Consider the following 17,262-nt stretch of genomic DNA (forward strand, 5'->3'; position numbering starts at 1 on the left):
AGTTGGGGGGGGGGGTTTTGGGGGGGCGGGGGGGGGGGGGGGGGGGGGGCCCCCCCGGGGGGCCCCCCCCCCCCCCCCCGCCGGCCTCAGGACAGCTTCGCCGACAGCGTGATCGGTACGGCCTTCAGCGCCTGGCTGACCGGGCAGCCGGTCTTGGCCTCCTCGGCGACGGCCAGGAACTTGTCCTCTTCCATGCCGGGGACCGTGCCCTCGACGGTGAGGTGGATGCCGGTGATGCCCTCGCCCGGCTGGAACGTCACATCGGCCGAGGTGATCAGCTTGGTGGGCGGGGTGCCCGCCTTGGCCAGCATGTTGGAGAAGGCCATGGAGAAGCAGCTGGAGTGGGCGGCCGCGATCAGCTCCTCGGGGCTGGTCTTCCCGTTCGCCTCCTCGGCGCGGGAGGCCCAGGTCACCGGCTGCTCACCGATGGCCCCGGAGGAGTCGAAGGTGACGACGCCGTTGCCCTTGAGCAGGTCGCCTTCCCAGACGGTGTGTGCGGAGCGTGTGGTAGCCACGTGTGATCCTTTCGCATCGGCTTGCGTGACCCCATCCGATCACATTCCGGCTCACCGTACGCGGAACACCGGACCACGGGTGGTGAACGGCAGCCGGGCACCCCGCGGAATCAGATCCGCGTGCTCACACCGCAAGCACCCGCAGGACTTCGCACGGCCCGGGCCTCGGCGTACGAGGCGATGGCGCCCAGCGCCTTGCCGAGCAGGACGCGGTCGGTGGCGGCCTGGCGGCCGGAGGGGCGGGCGTACGACCGTACGGGCTCGGGGCGGGGCACGAACTCGTCGAACCAGCCGGCCAGTCGGGCGTCCCGCGCCTGCACGGCAGGGACTCCCTTCTCCTCAGGCCGCCCGTTCCTCCGGCTCGACGTCCAGCGGCACTTGGGGCCCGCTCGCCTCGTCCAGCCAGCGGCGCAGCACGCGGTGGACGTGCTCGGCGCCGGCCAGGTCCTGCCCGTCGGCCACGGGCAGGGACAGGGCGCGCGGCGACAGCAGGAACGGCCGGGCCTGGGCGCCGCCGAGGCCGCCGTGGGAGCCGATCTGCTCCTCGAAGGCGAGGACCTCGCCGTCGGCCGGGTCGTGGAAGGAGTTGACCATGATGTCGGCGGTGTGCGGGAAGGAGTGGGTGCGGCGCACGGCGTCGGCCGCGCCCGGACCGAAGGGAGCGAGCGGGCCCACACAGTCCTTCAGCTCGTCGACGGGGATCTCCGCGCCGTACGCGCCGAGTACGACGCCGCCGTGCTCTTCGCTGCCCACCAGCAGGAAGCCGATGCCCGGGTGGTTGGCGAGGGTGGTGAGCAGGCCGGGGTGGCGGGCGTCGATCTCCTCCTTGGTCATACGGTGCGGCACGTCCGGGAAGGAGACCAGGCCGAGGTTGCCGGAGGCCAGCACGATCGGCTCGGAGCGGCGCCGGGCGGGACGTTGCGGCTCGCCGCCCTCCTCGACGGGGCGGCGCAGCGCGGCGCGTACGGCGGCCCGGGCCTCGGCGCCGCTGCGGGTGCGCCGGGCGCGGCGGGGGACGGGCAGGCCGCAGCCGGCCCGCACCAGGTCGCCGAGGCTGAGGCCGTAGCGGGCGCGGAAGGTCTCGCCGGGGCTCTGGCCGTGGTCGGACAGGACGACGATGCGGTAGGGGCGGGGGGCGTGCTCGGCGACCTTCTCGATCAGCGCCAGGGCCCGGTCGAGGCGGGCGAGGACCTTCTCGGCGTCCCCGCTGAGCGGCCCGGAGTGGTGGGCGACCTCGTCGTAGGCGACGAGGTCGGCGTAGACGGCGGTGCGGCCGGCGAGCATGTCGCCCATGACGGCGGCCACGACGACGTCCCGTTCGACGACGGTCGCGAAGGCCCGTATGAAGGGGTAGAGGCCGCCGCGGGCGACGCGCGGGCGCTGTTTGCGCAGCCGGGCGCGGGTGGACTGGCCGATCTCGCGGGCGGCCTCGGCGACGAAGGACAGGGCGGTGCGCACGGCGTTGGCCGGATCGGAGAAGTAGGCGAAGTAGCCGGCTCGGGAGCGGTTCTCGCGGCCGCGGCGGTTGATCGCGACGGACAGCACCAGGGCCTGTTCGTCGGCGCCGCCGCCGAAGAGATTGCCGCGGCTGGCGCCGTCGACGGCGAGCAGTCCACTGTCGCCTGTATGCAGTATGGCGCGGCGTTGCAGTTCGGCGGCGTTCGTGGGTCGATTGCACACCATCACCTCGCCGCGGTCCTTCTCGTACCAGCGGAAGGCGGGGATGTCGTGGTTGGAGCCGTGCAGGATCCCGAGCTGGCTGGCGCCGGTCTGGCTGGACCAGTCGGTACGCCAGGGAGTGAGCCGGTGAGAAGGGGTGTGGCCCGCACCGTGGCTCTCGTCGTGGCCCAGCCAGCGGGCGACGGTCGGCAGCAGGCCCTTGCCGACGGCCGTGAGCAGCACGTCGTGGCCGACGCCGTCGAACTGCAGGAAGACGGTGCCGGGCGAGGAGGGGCACGGCGGCGCACTGCCGCGGCGGCGGTCGGCGAGGCGGTAGAGGCGGCGCCGGTAGGCGTCGTCGTCGCGCACGGCGAGCGCACCGCCGGTCGCGGAGGCGACGGCGGACATCACGGCGGCGACGATCACCGCGGTCTCGGGCGCCGCCTCGCTCTGCCCCGAGGGTGTCAGCCGCAGCGCGACCAGCAGCAGCGAGCCGTTGAGGAAGAACACCAGCAGCCCGAGCACCAGCGCCGGCACGAGCAGCAGGAACCGTACGAGCAGCGGCCAGACGGCGGCCGACAGCACACCGAACACCCCGGCGCCGATCGCGGCGGTGACGGCGATGGTGGTGGCGCTGTCACCGTCGGCGGACTGCAGCCGGAAGTCCGGCAGGATGCCCGCGAGCACGAGCATGGTGACCGTGGACACCGCCCACACGGTGACACTCCGCCCGACCTGGGACACGACCCGCCGCCAACGCCCTGAGAGCACTCCCAGCCACCTCACGTCCCGGCCCCGCCGCCGCCCGTGGGGCCTGTGTCACCCCCAGCCTGTCACACCGGCCGTCCGCACTCCCGGCGCATTTCCTCCACCACCACGCGCCCCCCTACCGCCCGTCGTAGCCGGCCGTCGGCATCGACAGCCTCCGGTGCACCCGGGCCTTCATCTGCGCGTCGTACGACGGCTCCGCGCATCCCACCGTCTCCACCCGCACCCCGCGCCGGGCGCACTCCGCCGCGAACTCGTCCACCGACGACAGGGCGCTCTCGAGCACCCGCCGGCTGGGCGCGACGAACAGGTCGGCGCCCGGCCGGACCCCGTCCCACAGCACGCAGTGGTCGGCCCGCAGCCCGCGCACCAGCAGCTCCCGTACGACGACATAGCCGCGCTCCTCGGCCCAGCGCGCGCACATCGCGTGCTGGGTGCGGGAGTCCACCAGGAAGGGATCGGCGTCCAGCTCCTGAAGCGGCGTCAGACTCGCGATCGCCGTGACGCGGACCGGTCCCATGGCGTCCCCCTCACCTCCGGGTTTCGCCGCCGACCCTACTCCTGCCCGTAGGCTTCGGGGGAGTCGCGCGAAGGAGGCAAAGAGGTGCCGGTGGAGGTCACCTGGTGGGGTCATGCCACCTGCACGGTCGAGGACTCGGACGTACGCGTGCTCACCGATCCCCTGTTCGCTCGCCGGCTCGCGCATCTGCGTCGACGCCGGGGCGCGCTCCCCCCGCCCCCGGCCTGGCGCGCGGACGTGGCGCTGGTCTCGCATCTGCACGCCGACCACCTCCATGTGCCGTCGCTGACGCGCCTTGCGCCGGGCACGCGCCTGCTGGTGCCCCGGGGCGCACCGCGCGCCGTGCCGGGCCTGAGGCGTCTGGCGCACCTGCGGATGACGGAGGTGGCGCCGGGGGACGAGACGGTGGTCGGCGATCTCACGATCCGGGCGGTGCCCGCGCGGCACGACGGGCGGCGGCTGCCGTTCGGCCCGCATCGCTCCCCCGCGCTCGGGTATGTCGTCGAGGGTGACGCGCGCACCTACTTCGCCGGGGACACCGGCCTGTTCGAGACGATGGCGAAGGACGTCGGCCCGGTCGACGTGGCGCTGCTGCCGGTGGGCGGCTGGGGGCCGTACCTGGGCGAAGGGCACCTGGACGCGGTGCGGGCGGCGCAGGCGCTGGCCCGCCTGGCGCCGCGCAGCGCGGTGCCGGTGCACTACGGCACGTACTGGCCGATCGGCATGGACGCGGTGCGGCCGCACGAGTTCCACGCGCCCGGCGAGGAGTTCGTCCGGCACGCCGCCGCGCTGGCCCCCGAGGTGACGGTGCACCGGCTCGGGCACGGCGAGAGCGTGCGCCCGGAGGTGACCCGATGAGCGCGTGGGCCGCCACGGCCACGACGGTGCCGCCGGAGTCCACCCAGCAGGCGATCGGCTATCCGTCGCTGTTCCTGCTGGTGCTGATCGGGGCACTGGTGCCGGTGGTGCCGACGGGCGCGCTGGTGAGTTCGGCGGCGGTGGTGGCGTTCCATCAGACGGCGCCGTTCGCGCTGGCGCTGGTGTTCGCGACGGCGTCGCTGGCAGCGTTCCTCGGCGACGCGACGCTGTACTGGCTGGGGCAGCGCGGCATGGGGTCGAGGAACGGTTCGCGGTGGCTGGCGGCACTCCGGGCGCGGGCCCCGCAGGACCGGCTGGCCCGGGCGCAGGAGAAGCTCGGCGAGCACGGGGTGGCGGTGCTGGTGCTGTCCCGGCTGATGCCGGCCGGCCGGATCCCGGTGATGCTGGCCTGTCTGATGGCGCACTGGCCGCTGCGCCGCTTCGTGCGCGGCAACCTGCCGGCCTGCCTGGCCTGGGCGGTGACGTACCAGCTGATCGGGATCCTGGGCGGCTCGCTGTTCCCGGAGCCCTGGGAGGGCGTGGTGGCGGCGGTCGTCCTGACGCTGCTGATCAGCGCGGCGCCGGGGGTGTGGCGGCGGCTGCGGGGATCCGGCGCCGCCGGATCCTGACGCGCGCGGCGCCGAGGGCTCAGGGCTGCCGGGGTGTCAGCTGTACGCGGATGTCGTTGCCGTAGGGCAGTACGACCGTCCGGTCGCGGCCGGGCTCCCAGTCCGGCGTGACCAGGAACAGCCGGCCGCCTGCCGCCAGCAGCAGCCGGAACCCCTCATAGCGGTGGCGGTACGTCCGCGCTCCCTCCCCCGCCGTGTCGAGGCGGGTCGCGGTCACTCCCGTGGGCAGTCCCTCCAGGGGCTCCTTGGTGTCGACGACGACCTCGGGGCGGTCCACCAGGTCGGCCGCGTCCTCCTCGCCCCGGCCGATGCCGTAGGCCCAGGCCAGCTGCGTGGACGCCCAGAACAGTCCGGCGACGGCCAGTCCCAGCGCGGACAGCACACCGTTCCTCGCCAGGCGCCGGGTCAGCAGCGGACGTCCGCGCTGTCGTCCGTACGCCCAGATCCCGTACGCCACCGCGGCGGGGCCGGAGGCCAGGGCCAGCGGGGTGGCGCCGATGACCACGCTGGTGCCGGGGCCCTGGAGGAACATGCCGATGAGCGCCCTGGCGATCAGCAGGACGCCGACGAGGACGATGAGGTACGGCAGGAGCGGGCTGGCGGCGGGGGTGCCGCTGCGCGGGTCGCGGGACAGCAGCCACTGGATGAGCGCGTGGATGCCGACGGCCGTGAGGATGCCCAGGAACATCAGGGCCGCCGGTACGTAGACCACTTCCAGCCCCTGCAGCATGAGGTCCTGGTTGGACAGGCCGGTCATGTCCAGGGGGACGCCGAAGTAGTCGTACCGCGCGCGCGTGGCGACGTAGCCGAAGTAGATCAGCAGCGCGGTCGCCAGCGTCGTCGGGCCGAGTGCCTCCGCGAGCCGGCGGACGCGGGCGGCGACAGGCTGCCGGTCCGCGGTGGACTCCGGCTCCGGTTCGGGCTCCGGCGTCGGCCGAGCGGTGTTGGGCGGCGGGGGCGGCGGCTCCGCCTCGGCCATCAGTCCAGCTCCAGGTCGTCGAGCGGGTCCTCCTCGGGGGAGGTGGGCGGAGTGTCCTGCGGGGAGGGAGTGGATGTGGTGGTCTCGGACGGGGTCGGGGAGTCCTCCTCAGAGGTGTCGTCGTCCGTGTCGCCGACCACCATCGTCAGGCGGGGGACGTTGGTGGAGCTGGTGCCACGGACCAGCACCGGCGACTGGGGCGTGGGGGGCGGACCGCCCCAGTCGGGGATCTCCTCCCTGGTGCACGGCGCGTTCTCGGTGTTGTCGCACAGATAGCTGTAGTGGACCACCGCCTCGACCGTGTAGGTGCCCTGCGGGGCGTTGGCCGCAAGGACGGCCCCCGCGAGGCACTGGCCGCCCTCCACCAGCCGGACGCCTCGGCACGGAGGGTCGCCGGTCTTGTCGCAGTGCGCGGCATTGTCCGAGCTGACCGCCGGCCTGGCCGGTCCGCCGACCACAACGAAGGAGACGTTCTCGATGGTTCCGGCTGTGGCCGTCTTGTTGATGACGGTCAGACAGCCCGGGTCGTTGCGGGCGCCGTCCAGACGCACGCCGTTCACTTGGATGGATCGCCGGCCTCCGTCCGTTCTGCCGCCGTCGCTCGGCGTGCCGCTGCCGGCGGTGGCCTTGGTCTGCCCGGCCGACGCGGACCCGTCCCTTCCGCCGTCCTCCGGCGTGTCACCGCCGGTGGGATCGGAGCCGTCCGTGGCCTCCGCGGAGCTGGTCGACTTCTCGCCCGAGGTGTTCTCGCCGTCGATGGTCGCGGTTCGGACGAGCCATACGACCCCCAGCACCGCCACGAGGCCGAGGACGACGGCCAGGACGAGCGGGCGGGTGCCGGGGCGCGAAGGTGCCATAGTCGGAGAATAAGATCACTGTTTGCCCTTTTCCTGCGGAGTTACTCCAGGATCCGGGAGCCGCCGATCGGCAGATCCCACAGGTCCTCCCGCGCCCGTCCCGCCTTCTCCCAGGCGATCCGTACCCGGGTCAGCGGCTCCAGGACCGGCTCGGCGGAGAGGACGAAGGTGCCCCAGTGCATGGGGGCCATCCGGCGGGCGCCGAGGTCCTGGACGGCGCGGACGGCCTCCTCGGGGTCGCAGTGGACGTCGCTGAGCCACCAGCGCGGGTCGTAGGCGCCGATGGGCAGCAGGGCGAGGTCGATGCCGGGATAGCGCCGTCCGATGCGGCCGAACCAGTGGCCGTAGCCGGTGTCGCCGGCGAAGTACACGCGCTGTCCGTCGGGGGCGGTGCACACCCAGCCGCCCCACAGGCTGCGGCAGGTGTCGGTGAGGGTGCGCTTGGACCAGTGGTGGGCGGGCACGAAGTCGAAGCGCACACCGGACACCTCGGCCGCCTCCCACCAGTCGAGCTCGGTGACACAGGTGAAGCGGCGGCGCCGGAACCACGGCCCGAGCCCGGCCGGCACCAGTACCGGTGTGTCGCGCGGGAGCCGGCGCAGCGTGGGGTCGTCCAGGTGGTCGTAGTGGTTGTGGCTGATGACGACGGCGTCGATGTGCGGCAGGTCCCCCCAGGGCACGCCGACGGGCGTGATGCGGGCGGGCGTGCCGAGGATGCGGCGGGACCAGACCGGGTCGGTCAGCACGGTCAGGCCACCGACGCGCACCACCCAACTGGCGTGCCCGGCCCAGGTGACGGCGACGGTGCGGGCGTCGACGCGGGGCAGCGGAGCGGGCTCGTAGGGCAGCAGCGGGATGTCGGCGAGGCCCTCCCGGCCGGGCCGTACGCAACCCTCGCGGGCGAAGCGGGCCAGGGCCTTGAGGCCGGGCAGGGGGGAGGTCAGCCGGTCGTGGAAGGCCCGCGGCCACACCCGCCGCTCCCCCAGCGGGCGGGGCTCGGCGAGCGGCGGGTACGGGGGCGCGCCGGGGGTGGCGCCGGGGCTCATGGGGGCGGCCACGAGCGCCGTGGGCGCGCCCTCGGTGGTCACGGTCTCGGTGGGCACACTCTCGGTGGTGGTCGTCTCGGACTGCTGCGTCATCGAGGAGGCTCCCATCGCTGAGCGTCGTCACGGAGATCGGCGTCGTCGCGGAGATCGTCGAAGACCGACCTCAGATGGATCAACGCACGGTGCAGGTGCGGCAGTTCCAACGGACTGGGTGACGTGAGGCATTCCGTGCGCTCGTCGTCCGTGACGCCGAGCAGCGGACCGGTGGACAGGCGCACCCGCAGCGCGCCGAGGTCGTCGCCGAAGCGGTGGCCGCCGGGCGCGGGCAGACCGAGCCGGGCGGTGAGGAAGTCCTCCAGCTCCTGCGCGTCGCCCACCCCGTGCGCGGACAGCGCGGTGCGCAGCGGGGCGAGGTCGGCGTACAGGTGGCGGCCCGCGCGCGGCGGCCGGGCCAGGGCACCCGCGGCGACGACGGCGCCGTGCGCGGCGGCGGCCACACGCGCGTGCAGGCGTACGGTGGCGGCCACGCGCGCGGTGACCGGTTCGGGCTCGCCGAGGGTGTACGCGGCGGCCGCGGCGACGGGGGCGCCGACGCGCGCGCCGAGCGCGGTGAGGACGTCCAGTACGCGCGCGTGCAGACCGTCGCCGTCCGGGCCGGCGGGGAAGCGGGCGACGGCGGCGGGCCAGCCCGCCGGCAGCAGCGCGCCGGCGAGGTCGGTGACGACGGTGACCCGGTCGGGCAGCATCTCGGCGGGGCTGAGCGGCACGGTGTCGTGCGGGTCGTGCAGGGTGTCGCGCCAGGTCTCGTCGCTGACCAGGTGCAGCCCCGCGCCGGTGGCGGCCTCCACGGCCTCGTGCAGCACCTCGGGCGGGGCGACGGTGGCGGTGGGGTCGTCGGCGACGGACAGCACCAGCAGCCGCGGGTCACCACCCTCCTCACGCACCCGGCGGACGGTCTCCAGCAGGGCGTACGGATCGGGGACCCCGCCGCACTCGGCGGGCGTCGCCACATGGAACACCGGTCGGCCCAGCAGGCGCGCGTACGGCGCCCACCAGGCGGCACAGGGCCGCGGCACCAGGACGTCGCCGCCGAGCGCGGCGGTCAGGGCGAGCAGCAGGGAGGGGGCGCCGGGCCCGGCGGCGAGGCGGTCGGCGGCGGCCGTGACGCCCCGCCGCTCCCAGTACCCGTGGGCCGCTTCCAGCAGGACCTCGCCGCCCCCGACCGGTTCGGCGTCGGCGCGGACCGCCGCCCGGGCGAGCACCTCGGCGACCTCGGGCAGCACGGGCAGGCCGTCCACGGGCAGCGGCGGCCCGTACCGGACGGGCCCGTGGTCCTCGGGTGCCGTCCGCCGCATCTGGTCCTCCGCGCAGTCCGTCCGCCTGGTGTCCCGTACCGTCGCCGAGCGGCCGCACTCCCGCCGCCGGGGACGGGTGAGGCGGGACATCCCGCACGGGGCCGGTCGTGCCCTCGGGCTGTGAGTACCCAGCGCGGCCCCTTCCCATGGCCGCCCGCTCGGTCGTACGGCCCTGAGGGCGCCCGCTGGGCCTCGTACGGCCCTGAGGGAGCCCGGCGGGGACCTCAGGCACCCGGCATGGTGCCGCGGCGCCACAGCCGGTGCACGGCGGCCCCCAGGGCGCCCGCGATCAGCGCGCCCCCGGCGACCAGCGCGGGCACGGAGTCGGTGAAGGCGCCGCCCTCCCCCGCCCGCACCCCGCGCTGGACGACCGCCCCACCGCAGGACGACGGCCGCGGCGGCGGGCTGCCATGGGGCGACGGACACGGACTGCGGCTCGCGAGATGGTCCGGGAGGTGGTCCAGGACGGGGTCCGGGCGGTGGTCCGGAGCGGCGTCCGGGAGATGGTCCGGGACGGCGTCCGGGAGATGGTCCGGAGCGGCGTCCGGGAGATGGTCCGGAAGGGGGTCCCCCGACAGCTGGTCCGGGCGGTGGCTCGGGTCCGAGACATGTGCCGGGCGGTGGCTCGGGCCGTGGCTCGGCCCCGTCCTGGTCACGTCGAAGGTGGCGCTCCACGGCTGCCCCTGTCCGCCGGGCGGCACCGGGCAGGTCCCGTCGACGGTCCACGCGGAGTCGGGCCCCGTCCCGTCGACATCGGCGAAGGCCGCCGCGTCCGCGATCCGCGCGGTGCCCCGGTAGGCGGGCCCGGACAGCTCGTCGTCGTTCGCTGACACCTTCTGCAACTCCACGGTGTCCTCCGCGAACGCCTGCGAGGTCGCGTCCATCGTCTTCGGCGCCGGTCCGCCCAGGGGATCGCAGCTGACGGACACCGTGACACTGCCTCCGGGCTCCACACTCGCCGGACTCACCTCCACGGCCGGCTCCGCGTACGCGACCGGGGCGACACCCAGTACGGCACCGCCGAGCACGGAGACGGCCAGAACACGGACGGTGCGGCGCATGGGGCTGCTCCTTCAGCCGGGGGTCGTACACCCTCATCAGAGCCCGCACCGGGTGGACACGCGCGCGTGGACCCCCCATTGGCGTCACTCACAGGTCCAACCGGGTGAAACCTAGGTCGCGTCCTTGAGGACCTGCTCCCTCAACTGGCTGCAGCACCGGCTGATCAAGCGGGACACGTGCATCTGCGAGATCCCCAGTTGCTCGGCGATCCGACTCTGCGTCATGTCCCCGAAGAACCGCATGTACAGAATCGCGCGCTCCCGCTCCGGCAGCGCCGCGAGCCGCGGCTTCACCGCCTCGCGGTCCACCACCGTGTCGAGCGCCGGATCGAGCGAGCCCAGCGCGTCGCCGAGCGAGTACCCGTCCTCGCTCCCGGGCAGCTCCGCGTCCAGGGACAGCGCGGTGAAACTCTCCAGCGCCTCCAGCCCGACCAGCACGTCCTCCTCGCTCATGTGCGCGTGCTCGGCGATCTCCGCGACACTCGGCCGCTGTCCGGACACTCCGCGGGAGAGGTCCTGGCAGGCGAAGCGCACACGGTTGCGCAGGTCCTGGACCCGGCGCGGCACGTGCAGGGTCCACATGTGGTCGCGGAAGTGCCGTTTGATCTCCCCGGTGACGGTGGGGACGGCATAGCTCTCGAACGCGTTGCCGCGCTCGGGGTCGTAGCGGTCGACGGCCTTGACGAGCCCAAGCGCCGCGACCTGGCGCAGGTCCTCGTAGCTCTCGCCCCGGCTGCGGAAGCGGCCCGCCAGCCGGTCGGCCATCGGCAGCCATGCCTCGACGATCTCGGCGCGCAGACGATCGCGCTCGGGACCCGGCGGCAGCGCGGCGAGCCCGCGGAAGGCGGCCTCGGTGTCAGGGGCGTCGTCATGGGGGTGGTGCTGCGCGCTCGCTCCGTTTCGCGTGACGCCGCGCGTGGCACCGCGTGTGGTGCCGCGTTTGCCGCGCGTGGTGCTGCCGAGCGTGGTGCCTCGCATGCTGTCTCGCATGGTGCGTCGCAACTCCCTCGGACGTGCTCTGGGTTGGACGGTCACCGTGGGGAGCGCGGGAGCGGCCGGACGCGGATGCCGAAGGGCCGCGGTGCGCGGTCTCCCACGGACGTGCCTCCGGTCCGAAGCACTGGTTCTCACCGCCTGCCCCCGGTCCCCGCCGTGAAACACCCGCGCAGGTTTCCGCCTGCCCGCCGGGGTGACTCGTCCCGGTGCCGACCACGTCCTGAGCCCTGACCGGGGAGGTCACACATGAGCACCAAGGTCGCCGACCATGTCCTGGAGCGACTGCGCGAGTGGGGGGTGACGGATGTCTTCGGCTACCCCGGTGACGGCATCAACGGTCTGCTCGCCGCATGGGGCCGCGCCGAGGACCGGCCGCGGTTCGTACAGTCGCGGCATGAGGAGATGTCCGCGTTCGAGGCGGTCGGCTACGCCAAGTTCAGCGGCCGTCTCGGAGTGTGCGCGGCGACCTCGGGGCCCGGCGCGATCCATCTCCTCAACGGTCTGTACGACGCGAAGCTCGACCATGTGCCGGTGCTCGCGGTGGTCGGTCAGACGGCCCGCACCGCGATGGGCGGCTCCTACCAGCAGGAGGTCGACCTGCACACCCTCTTCAAGGACGTCGCGTCCGACTTCGTGGAGACGGTGACGGTGCCGGAACAACTGCCGAACGTGCTGGACCGGGCGATCCGCACCGCGTACGCGCGCCGCTGCCCGACCGCCGTCATCATCCCGGCCGATGTGCAGGAGCTGGACTACGCGCCGCCCACGCACGAGTTCAAGATGGTGCCCTCCAGCCTGGACCGCAGCGCGTGGACGGCGATTCCCTCCGAGGAGTCGCTGCGGCGGGCCGCGGACATCCTCAACTCCGGGGAGAAGGTGGCGATCCTGGTCGGCCAGGGCGCGTCCGGGGCGCGCGCGGAGGTGGAGCGGATCGCCGCTCTGCTGGGCGCGGGGGTGGCCAAGGCGCTGCTCGGCAAGGACGTGCTGAGCGACGAACTCCCGTATGTCACGGGCGCGATCGGGCTGCTGGGCACGCGGCCGTCGTACGAGCTGATGCGGGACTGCGACACCCTGCTGACGATCGGGTCGTCCTTCCCCTACACGCAGTTCATGCCGGACTTCGGCACCGCGCGCGGGGTGCAGATCGACATCGACCCGCACATGGTGGGGATGCGCTATCCGTACGAGGTCAATCTGGTCGGTGACGCGCGTGAGACGCTGCGGCGGCTGATCCCGATGATCGAGGACGAGGGGCGCGACCGCCGGTGGTTCGAGACGGTGTGCGACAACGTGGCGCGCTGGCGTGAGGTGATGGAGCGCCGGGCGGGCCTGTCTGCCGACCCGATCAACCCCGAGTACGTGGCCAGTGCCCTGGACCCGCTGCTGCCCGAGGACGCGATCGTCACCTCGGACTCGGGTTCGGTGGCGAACTGGTACGCCCGGCATCTGCACCTCAGGCCCGGTATGCGGGCGTCGCTGTCCGGGACGCTGGCGACGATGGGCTGCGGGGTGCCGTACGCGATCGGCGCGAAGTTCGCCCACCCGGACCGGCCGGCGATCGCGCTGGTGGGCGACGGGGCGATGCAGATGAACGGGCTGGCGGAGCTGATCACGGCCGCGAAGTACGCCGATCAGTGGTCGGATCCGCGGCTGGTGGTGGCCGTGTGGAACAACCATGACCTCAACCAGGTGACCTGGGAGCTGCGGGCCATGGGCGGCGCGCCGTCCTTCCTGCCGTCGCAGGAGATCCCGGACGTGCAGTACGCGGGGTTCGCGCGGTCGCTCGGCCTGACCGGCGTACGGGTGGAGAAGCCGGAGGACGTGGAGGCGGGCTGGCGTACCGCGCTGGCGGCGGACGGGCCGGCGGTGGTGGAGTTCCTGACCGATCCGTCGGTGCCGCCGATCCCGCCGCACGCCACCTGGGAGCAGATGGAGGCGACGGCCGCGTCCCTGCTCAAGGGCGACGCGGAGCGCGGCTCGGTGGTGAAGCGGGGGCTGAAGGCGAAGATGCAGGAGTTCCTGCCGGGGCGGGACAAGAAGTGACCCGCCCCGCAGGTACGTCCCTCAGGCGCCGACGTACGTCGCCAGGTGCTCGCCGGTGAGGGTGGAGCGGGCGGCGACGAGGTCGGTGGGGGTGCCCTCGAAGACGATGCGGCCGCCGTCGTGGCCGGCGCCGGGGCCGAGGTCGATGATCCAGTCGGCGTGTGCCATGACCGCCTGGTGGTGCTCGATGACGATGACCGACTTGCCGGCGTCGACGAGCCGGTCCAGCAGGCCGAGCAGGTGCTCGACGTCGGCGAGGTGGAGGCCGGTGGTCGGCTCGTCGAGGACGTAGATCCCGCCCCTGTCGCCCATGTGCGTGGCCAGCTTCAGCCGCTGCCGCTCGCCGCCGGACAGGGTCGTGAGCGGCTGGCCGAGGCTGAGGTAGCCGAGGCCGACGTCCGCCATCCGCTCCAGGATCCGGTGGGCGGCCGGGGTGCGCGCCTCGCCGGCGCCGAAGAACTCCTCGGCCTCCTCGACGGACATCGCCAGCACCTCGCTGATGTCGCGGCCGCCGAAGCGGTACTCCAGCACCGATGCCTGGAAGCGCTTGCCCTCGCACTCCTCGCAGGTGGTGGCGGTGCCGGCCATGATGCCCAGGTCGGTGTAGATCACGCCGGCGCCGTTGCAGGTGGGGCAGGCGCCCTCGGAGTTGGCGCTGAACAGGGCCGGTTTGACCCCGTTGGCCTTGGCGAACGCCTTGCGGATCGGGTCGAGGAGCCCGGTGTACGTCGCCGGGTTGCTGCGCCGGGAGCCGCGGATCGGACTCTGGTCGACGGAGACCACGCCGGCGTCGGCCGGGATCGACCCGTGCAGCAGCGAGCTCTTGCCGGAGCCTGCGACGCCGGTGACGACGCAGAGCACGCCGAGCGGGATGTCGACGTCGACGTCACGCAGGTTGTGCGTGCCTGCGCCGCGGATCTCCAGCGTGCCGGTGGGCTTGCGGACCGTGTCCTTGAGGGCGGCCCGGTCGTCGAAGTGGCGGCCGGTGATGGTGCCGCTGTCGCGCAGCCCGTCGACGGTGCCCTCGAAGCAGACGGTGCCGCCCGCCGTGCCGGCGCCGGGGCCGAGGTCGACGATGTGGTCGGCGATCGCGATCACCTCGGGCTTGTGCTCCACGACCAGCACCGTGTTGCCCTTGTCCCGCAGGCGCAGCAGCAGGTTGTTCATGCGCTGGATGTCGTGCGGGTGCAGGCCCGTGGTGGGCTCGTCGAAGACGTAGGTGACGTCGGTGAGCGAGGAGCCGAGGTGGCGGATCATCTTGACGCGCTGTGCCTCACCGCCGGACAGGGTGCCCGCCGGCCGGTCGAGGGAGAGATAGCCGAGGCCGATCTCCACGAACGAGTCGAGGCTGTGCCGCAGGGCGGCCAGCAGCGGCGCCACCGACGGCTCGTGGAGCCCGCGCACCCACTCGGCCAGGTCGCTGATCTGCATCGCGCAGGCGTCGGCGATGCTGATCCCCTCGATCTTCGAGGACCGGGCCTGCTCGCTGAGCCGGGTGCCGTCGCACTCGGGACACCGGGTGAAGGTGACCGCCCGGTCCACGAACGCCCGGATGTGCGGCTGCATCGCCTCCCGGTCCTTGGCGAGCATCGACTTCTGGAGCTTGGGGATCAGCCCTTCGTAGGTCAGGTTGATCCCGTTGATCTTGACCTTGGTGGGCTCGCGGTACAGGAAGTCGTGGCGCTCCTTCTTGGTGTACTCGCGGATCGGCTTGTCCCGGTCGAAGAAGCCCGACTCGGCGATGACCCGCACCACCCAGCCGTCGCCGGTGTAGCCGGGGATGGTGAAGGGGTCCTCGGAGAGCGATCTGGAGTCGTCGAAGAGCTGGGCGAGGTCGATGTCGGAGACCGTGCCCCGGCCCTCGCAGTGTGTGCACATGCCGCCGGTGCGGGTGAAGGTCACCTTCTCGGTCTTCGATTTCTCGGCGCCCCGGTCGACCTTGATGCCGCCGCTGGCACTCACCGAGGCCACGTTGAAGGAGTAGGCGCCGGGCGGGCCGATGTGCGGCTCGCCGAGCCGGCTGAAGAGGATGCGCAGCATCGCGTTGGCGTCGGTGGCGGTGCCGACCGTGGAGCGCGGGTCGGCGCCCATGCGCTGCTGGTCGACGGTGATCGCGGTGGTCAGCCCGTCCAGGACGTCGACCTCGGGCCGCGCCAGGGTCGGCATGAAGCCCTGGACGAAGGCGCTGTACGTCTCGTTGATCAGCCGCTGCGACTCGGCGGCGATGGTGTCGAAGACCAGCGAGCTCTTGCCCGAGCCGGAGACGCCGGTGAACACGGTCAGCCGGCGCTTCGGGATCTCGATGCTGACGTCCTTGAGGTTGTTCTCCCGCGCCCCGTGGACGCGGATCAGATCGTGACTGTCGGCGGGGTGCGACGCGTGATTGCTGATGCCCATGACGGCCAGGCTAGGCGGGGCCGTCCGGCGCCGCTGCTCGTTTTGGATCGAATGCCAGTCCGATTTTGATCGGATGCCGGGCCGACGCTCCGGCAAACCCGGGCGAAGGCCGTGTCGGCTTGCGCTGGCCGGGTACGCGATGGGTCCCCCGACCTCTGGAGGGAGACATGCAGCGAGGCAGTGACCGGCTGAACGTGCACCGGGACGACGAGATGAAGCACGAGCTGAAGGGGCTGCTCAGGTCCGGGCACCCCACGCGGTCCGAGGAGTGGCACGATCCGGAGCCCGCCGCCGACGACGACCCGGAGATCTGGGGCGGACCGGTGGCACCGGCGGCCGCGTCGGCGGACACGATCCGTCTGGAGCTGGCGCGGACCCTGGGCCGGGGCGCCTTCCCGGCCGAGACGAACGCGCTGGTCGGCGATCTGCGCCGGCACAACGCGCCGGACCCCCTGGTCGAGGCGGTGCGGGCGCTGCCCGCGAAGACCCGGTGGACGAACGCCCGGGAGGTGGCCGAGGCGCTGATACGGGAACGCGGCTGAGGCAGGGCCGGGCCGCCGGGGGAGCACGGACAGGAGCAACCGAGCGGACGTCCAGAGGGAATCATCATGCGCATCGCTTTTCTGACCGCGCCCCAGGGCGTGGAGCAGGTGGAACTCACCGATCCCTGGCAGGCCGCGGCGGACGCGGGCCACGAGCCCGTGCTCGTGTCGACGAAGCCGGGCCGGATCCGGGCGTTCCACCACCTCGACAAGGCGGACACGTTCGCGGTGGACGAGGTCGTGGGCGAGGCGTCCGCGGAGTCCTTCGGCGGGCTGGTGCTGCCCGGTGGGGTCGCCAATCCTGACTTCCTGCGCACCGACGAGCGGGCCGTCGCGTTCGTACGGGACTTCTTCGAGCGGGGCCGCCCGGTCGCGGCGATCTGTCACGCCCCGTGGACGCTGGTCGAGGCCGACGTCGTACGGGGCCGGGTGCTGACCTCGTGGCCCAGTCTGCGCACGGACATCCGCAACGCTGGCGGCACCTGGGTCGACGAGCAGGTGCGGGTCTGCGACCACGGCCCGAACCAGCTGATCACCAGCCGCAGGCCGGACGACCTGAAGGCGTTCTGCGAGACGTTCCTGGAGGTGTTCGCCGAGCAGGCCGCCTGACGACCCTCGCCGCACAGGCCACCCGAAAACCTCGGAGAAGCGCGGGCGCGTACGGCCGCTCAGAGCCGTACGCGCCCCACGCGTGCCCGGCTCACGTCCCGCCGGGCACGCCCCACTTGCCCACGGGAGTGCCGGCCTTCGGCTCCATGCGGGCGCTGCCGTCCGCGGCGGCCCGCTCCCGGGCGCCCTCGCGGGTGCGGCCCGGGGCGACGAAGCGGCGTGGGTTGCGCCGCAGATACTCGCCCTCCAGTTGGGCCATGCGCTCGTTGTGGGCCCGCAGCGCGTCGTTCGAGCCGTACAGCAGGGTGTCGTGGCGCGTGCGGTGGATGGTCTCCAGCTCCTTCATGAGCTGCTGGTCGTCCAGCCGGCCCGGGTCGACTCCGGTCATGGTGTTGCCCCGCTCGTCGTGTTCGTCCATGCCGTTCGGG

At 73.2% G+C, this 17,262-nt stretch carries 16 protein-coding genes and 1 pseudogene; 5 read left to right on the top strand and 12 right to left on the bottom strand.

Translation table 11 applies throughout. The features are described 5' to 3' along the window. Positions 1–86 precede the first annotated feature (86 nt). The 4 genes and pseudogenes from ACH5AC_RS35425 to ACH5AC_RS35440 form a co-directional block, all read right to left on the bottom strand. Positions 87–515 (bottom strand): OsmC family protein, encoded by a 429-nt coding sequence (locus tag ACH5AC_RS35425; RefSeq protein WP_398866425.1) that lies wholly within the window; start codon positions 513–515, stop codon positions 87–89. Between the two features lie 51 nt (positions 516–566). Further along, positions 567–823: pseudogene (locus tag ACH5AC_RS35430) on the bottom strand (hypothetical protein); the annotation flags it as partial. A gap of 31 nt (positions 824–854) precedes the next feature. Beyond that, entirely contained in the window at positions 855–2,945 is a 2,091-nt protein-coding gene (locus ACH5AC_RS35435) for a phage holin family protein (protein ID WP_398866426.1), read from the bottom strand. Between the two features lie 115 nt (positions 2,946–3,060). Next, a complete protein-coding gene (locus ACH5AC_RS35440) occupies positions 3,061–3,462 on the bottom strand; it encodes a hypothetical protein (RefSeq protein ID WP_398866427.1) in 402 nt (133 codons plus the stop codon). An 84-nt stretch (positions 3,463–3,546) separates the two neighbouring features. Here ACH5AC_RS35440 and ACH5AC_RS35445 point away from each other — a divergent pair, with 84 nt between their 5' ends. Together ACH5AC_RS35445 and ACH5AC_RS35450 are read left to right on the top strand one after the other, a co-directional pair. Beyond that, entirely contained in the window at positions 3,547–4,320 is a 774-nt protein-coding gene (locus ACH5AC_RS35445) for an MBL fold metallo-hydrolase (protein WP_398866428.1), read from the top strand. Beyond that, on the top strand, positions 4,317–4,949 hold the full coding sequence (locus ACH5AC_RS35450) for a DedA family protein (RefSeq protein WP_398866430.1): 633 nt from the start codon (positions 4,317–4,319) through the stop codon (positions 4,947–4,949). The genes ACH5AC_RS35445 and ACH5AC_RS35450 overlap by 4 nt, the downstream gene beginning before the upstream one ends. 19 nt (positions 4,950–4,968) lie before the next feature. Here the strand turns inward: ACH5AC_RS35450 and ACH5AC_RS35455 are convergent, their stop codons facing one another. The 6 genes from ACH5AC_RS35455 to ACH5AC_RS35480 form a co-directional block, all read right to left on the bottom strand. Continuing rightward, positions 4,969–5,928: a hypothetical protein gene (locus ACH5AC_RS35455; protein WP_398866431.1), complete on the bottom strand. Its 960-nt coding sequence runs from the start codon at positions 5,926–5,928 to the stop codon at positions 4,969–4,971. Next, on the bottom strand, positions 5,928–6,785 hold the full coding sequence (locus tag ACH5AC_RS35460; protein WP_398866432.1) for a hypothetical protein: 858 nt from the start codon (positions 6,783–6,785) through the stop codon (positions 5,928–5,930). The genes ACH5AC_RS35455 and ACH5AC_RS35460 overlap by 1 nt, the downstream gene beginning before the upstream one ends. 41 nt (positions 6,786–6,826) lie before the next feature. Continuing rightward, entirely contained in the window at positions 6,827–7,924 is a 1,098-nt protein-coding gene (locus ACH5AC_RS35465) for an MBL fold metallo-hydrolase (RefSeq protein WP_398866433.1), read from the bottom strand. Beyond that, entirely contained in the window at positions 7,921–9,186 is a 1,266-nt protein-coding gene (locus tag ACH5AC_RS35470; protein ID WP_398866483.1) for an aminotransferase class I/II-fold pyridoxal phosphate-dependent enzyme, read from the bottom strand. The genes ACH5AC_RS35465 and ACH5AC_RS35470 overlap by 4 nt, the downstream gene beginning before the upstream one ends. Positions 9,187–9,410: 224 nt before the next feature. Continuing rightward, the gene (locus ACH5AC_RS35475; RefSeq protein ID WP_398866434.1) at positions 9,411–10,247 is read right to left on the bottom strand and encodes a hypothetical protein; all 837 of its coding nucleotides are present in this window, start codon (positions 10,245–10,247) and stop codon (positions 9,411–9,413) included. Between the two features lie 111 nt (positions 10,248–10,358). Continuing rightward, entirely contained in the window at positions 10,359–11,237 is an 879-nt protein-coding gene (locus ACH5AC_RS35480) for an RNA polymerase sigma factor SigF (RefSeq protein WP_398866435.1), read from the bottom strand. Positions 11,238–11,489: 252 nt separating this feature from the next. Here ACH5AC_RS35480 and ACH5AC_RS35485 point away from each other — a divergent pair, with 252 nt between their 5' ends. Continuing rightward, complete coding sequence (locus ACH5AC_RS35485; RefSeq protein WP_398866437.1) at positions 11,490–13,286, top strand: thiamine pyrophosphate-requiring protein; 1,797 nt, start codon at positions 11,490–11,492, stop codon at positions 13,284–13,286. 21 nt (positions 13,287–13,307) lie between these two features. Here ACH5AC_RS35485 and ACH5AC_RS35490 read toward each other — a convergent pair whose 3' ends face one another. Then, complete coding sequence (locus tag ACH5AC_RS35490; RefSeq protein WP_398866438.1) at positions 13,308–15,683, bottom strand: ATP-binding cassette domain-containing protein; 2,376 nt, start codon at positions 15,681–15,683, stop codon at positions 13,308–13,310. Between the two features lie 167 nt (positions 15,684–15,850). Here ACH5AC_RS35490 and ACH5AC_RS35495 point away from each other — a divergent pair, with 167 nt between their 5' ends. Further along, positions 15,851–16,225 (top strand): DUF2795 domain-containing protein, encoded by a 375-nt coding sequence (locus ACH5AC_RS35495; RefSeq protein WP_398866439.1) that lies wholly within the window; start codon positions 15,851–15,853, stop codon positions 16,223–16,225. A gap of 66 nt (positions 16,226–16,291) precedes the next feature. Further along, positions 16,292–16,834: a type 1 glutamine amidotransferase domain-containing protein gene (locus ACH5AC_RS35500; protein WP_398866440.1), complete on the top strand. Its 543-nt coding sequence runs from the start codon at positions 16,292–16,294 to the stop codon at positions 16,832–16,834. Positions 16,835–16,925: 91 nt separating this feature from the next. Here ACH5AC_RS35500 and ACH5AC_RS35505 read toward each other — a convergent pair whose 3' ends face one another. Next, positions 16,926–17,252, bottom strand: coding sequence for a DUF6158 family protein (locus ACH5AC_RS35505; protein WP_398866441.1), 327 nt, complete (start codon positions 17,250–17,252; stop codon positions 16,926–16,928). Between the last annotated feature and the right edge of the window lie 10 nt (positions 17,253–17,262).

Origin of the sequence: Streptomyces sp. NPDC018693 (genome assembly GCF_044391385.1) — a bacterium.
In the GTDB taxonomy this organism is placed as follows: domain Bacteria; phylum Actinomycetota; class Actinomycetes; order Streptomycetales; family Streptomycetaceae; genus Streptomyces.

What these genes read in the sequence shown, in the direction of transcription:
- ACH5AC_RS35440 (WP_398866427.1), bottom strand. Translation starts at nt 3,462, where the DNA reads ATGGGACCGGTCCGCGTCACGGCGATCGCGAGTCTGACGCCGCTTCAG.
- ACH5AC_RS35450 (WP_398866430.1), top strand. Translation starts at nt 4,317, where the DNA reads ATGAGCGCGTGGGCCGCCACGGCCACGACGGTGCCGCCGGAGTCCACC.
- ACH5AC_RS35455 (WP_398866431.1), bottom strand. Translation starts at nt 5,928, where the DNA reads ATGGCCGAGGCGGAGCCGCCGCCCCCGCCGCCCAACACCGCTCGGCCG.
- ACH5AC_RS35460 (WP_398866432.1), bottom strand. Translation starts at nt 6,785, where the DNA reads ATGGCACCTTCGCGCCCCGGCACCCGCCCGCTCGTCCTGGCCGTCGTC.
- ACH5AC_RS35465 (WP_398866433.1), bottom strand. Translation starts at nt 7,924, where the DNA reads ATGACGCAGCAGTCCGAGACGACCACCACCGAGAGTGTGCCCACCGAG.
- ACH5AC_RS35470 (WP_398866483.1), bottom strand. Translation starts at nt 9,186, where the DNA reads ATGCGGCGGACGGCACCCGAGGACCACGGGCCCGTCCGGTACGGGCCG.
- ACH5AC_RS35475 (WP_398866434.1), bottom strand. Translation starts at nt 10,247, where the DNA reads ATGCGCCGCACCGTCCGTGTTCTGGCCGTCTCCGTGCTCGGCGGTGCC.
- ACH5AC_RS35480 (WP_398866435.1), bottom strand. Translation starts at nt 11,237, where the DNA reads ATGCGAGACAGCATGCGAGGCACCACGCTCGGCAGCACCACGCGCGGC.
- ACH5AC_RS35485 (WP_398866437.1), top strand. Translation starts at nt 11,490, where the DNA reads ATGAGCACCAAGGTCGCCGACCATGTCCTGGAGCGACTGCGCGAGTGG.
- ACH5AC_RS35490 (WP_398866438.1), bottom strand. Translation starts at nt 15,683, where the DNA reads ATGGGCATCAGCAATCACGCGTCGCACCCCGCCGACAGTCACGATCTG.
- ACH5AC_RS35495 (WP_398866439.1), top strand. Translation starts at nt 15,851, where the DNA reads ATGCAGCGAGGCAGTGACCGGCTGAACGTGCACCGGGACGACGAGATG.
- ACH5AC_RS35500 (WP_398866440.1), top strand. Translation starts at nt 16,292, where the DNA reads ATGCGCATCGCTTTTCTGACCGCGCCCCAGGGCGTGGAGCAGGTGGAA.
- ACH5AC_RS35505 (WP_398866441.1), bottom strand. Translation starts at nt 17,252, where the DNA reads ATGGACGAACACGACGAGCGGGGCAACACCATGACCGGAGTCGACCCG.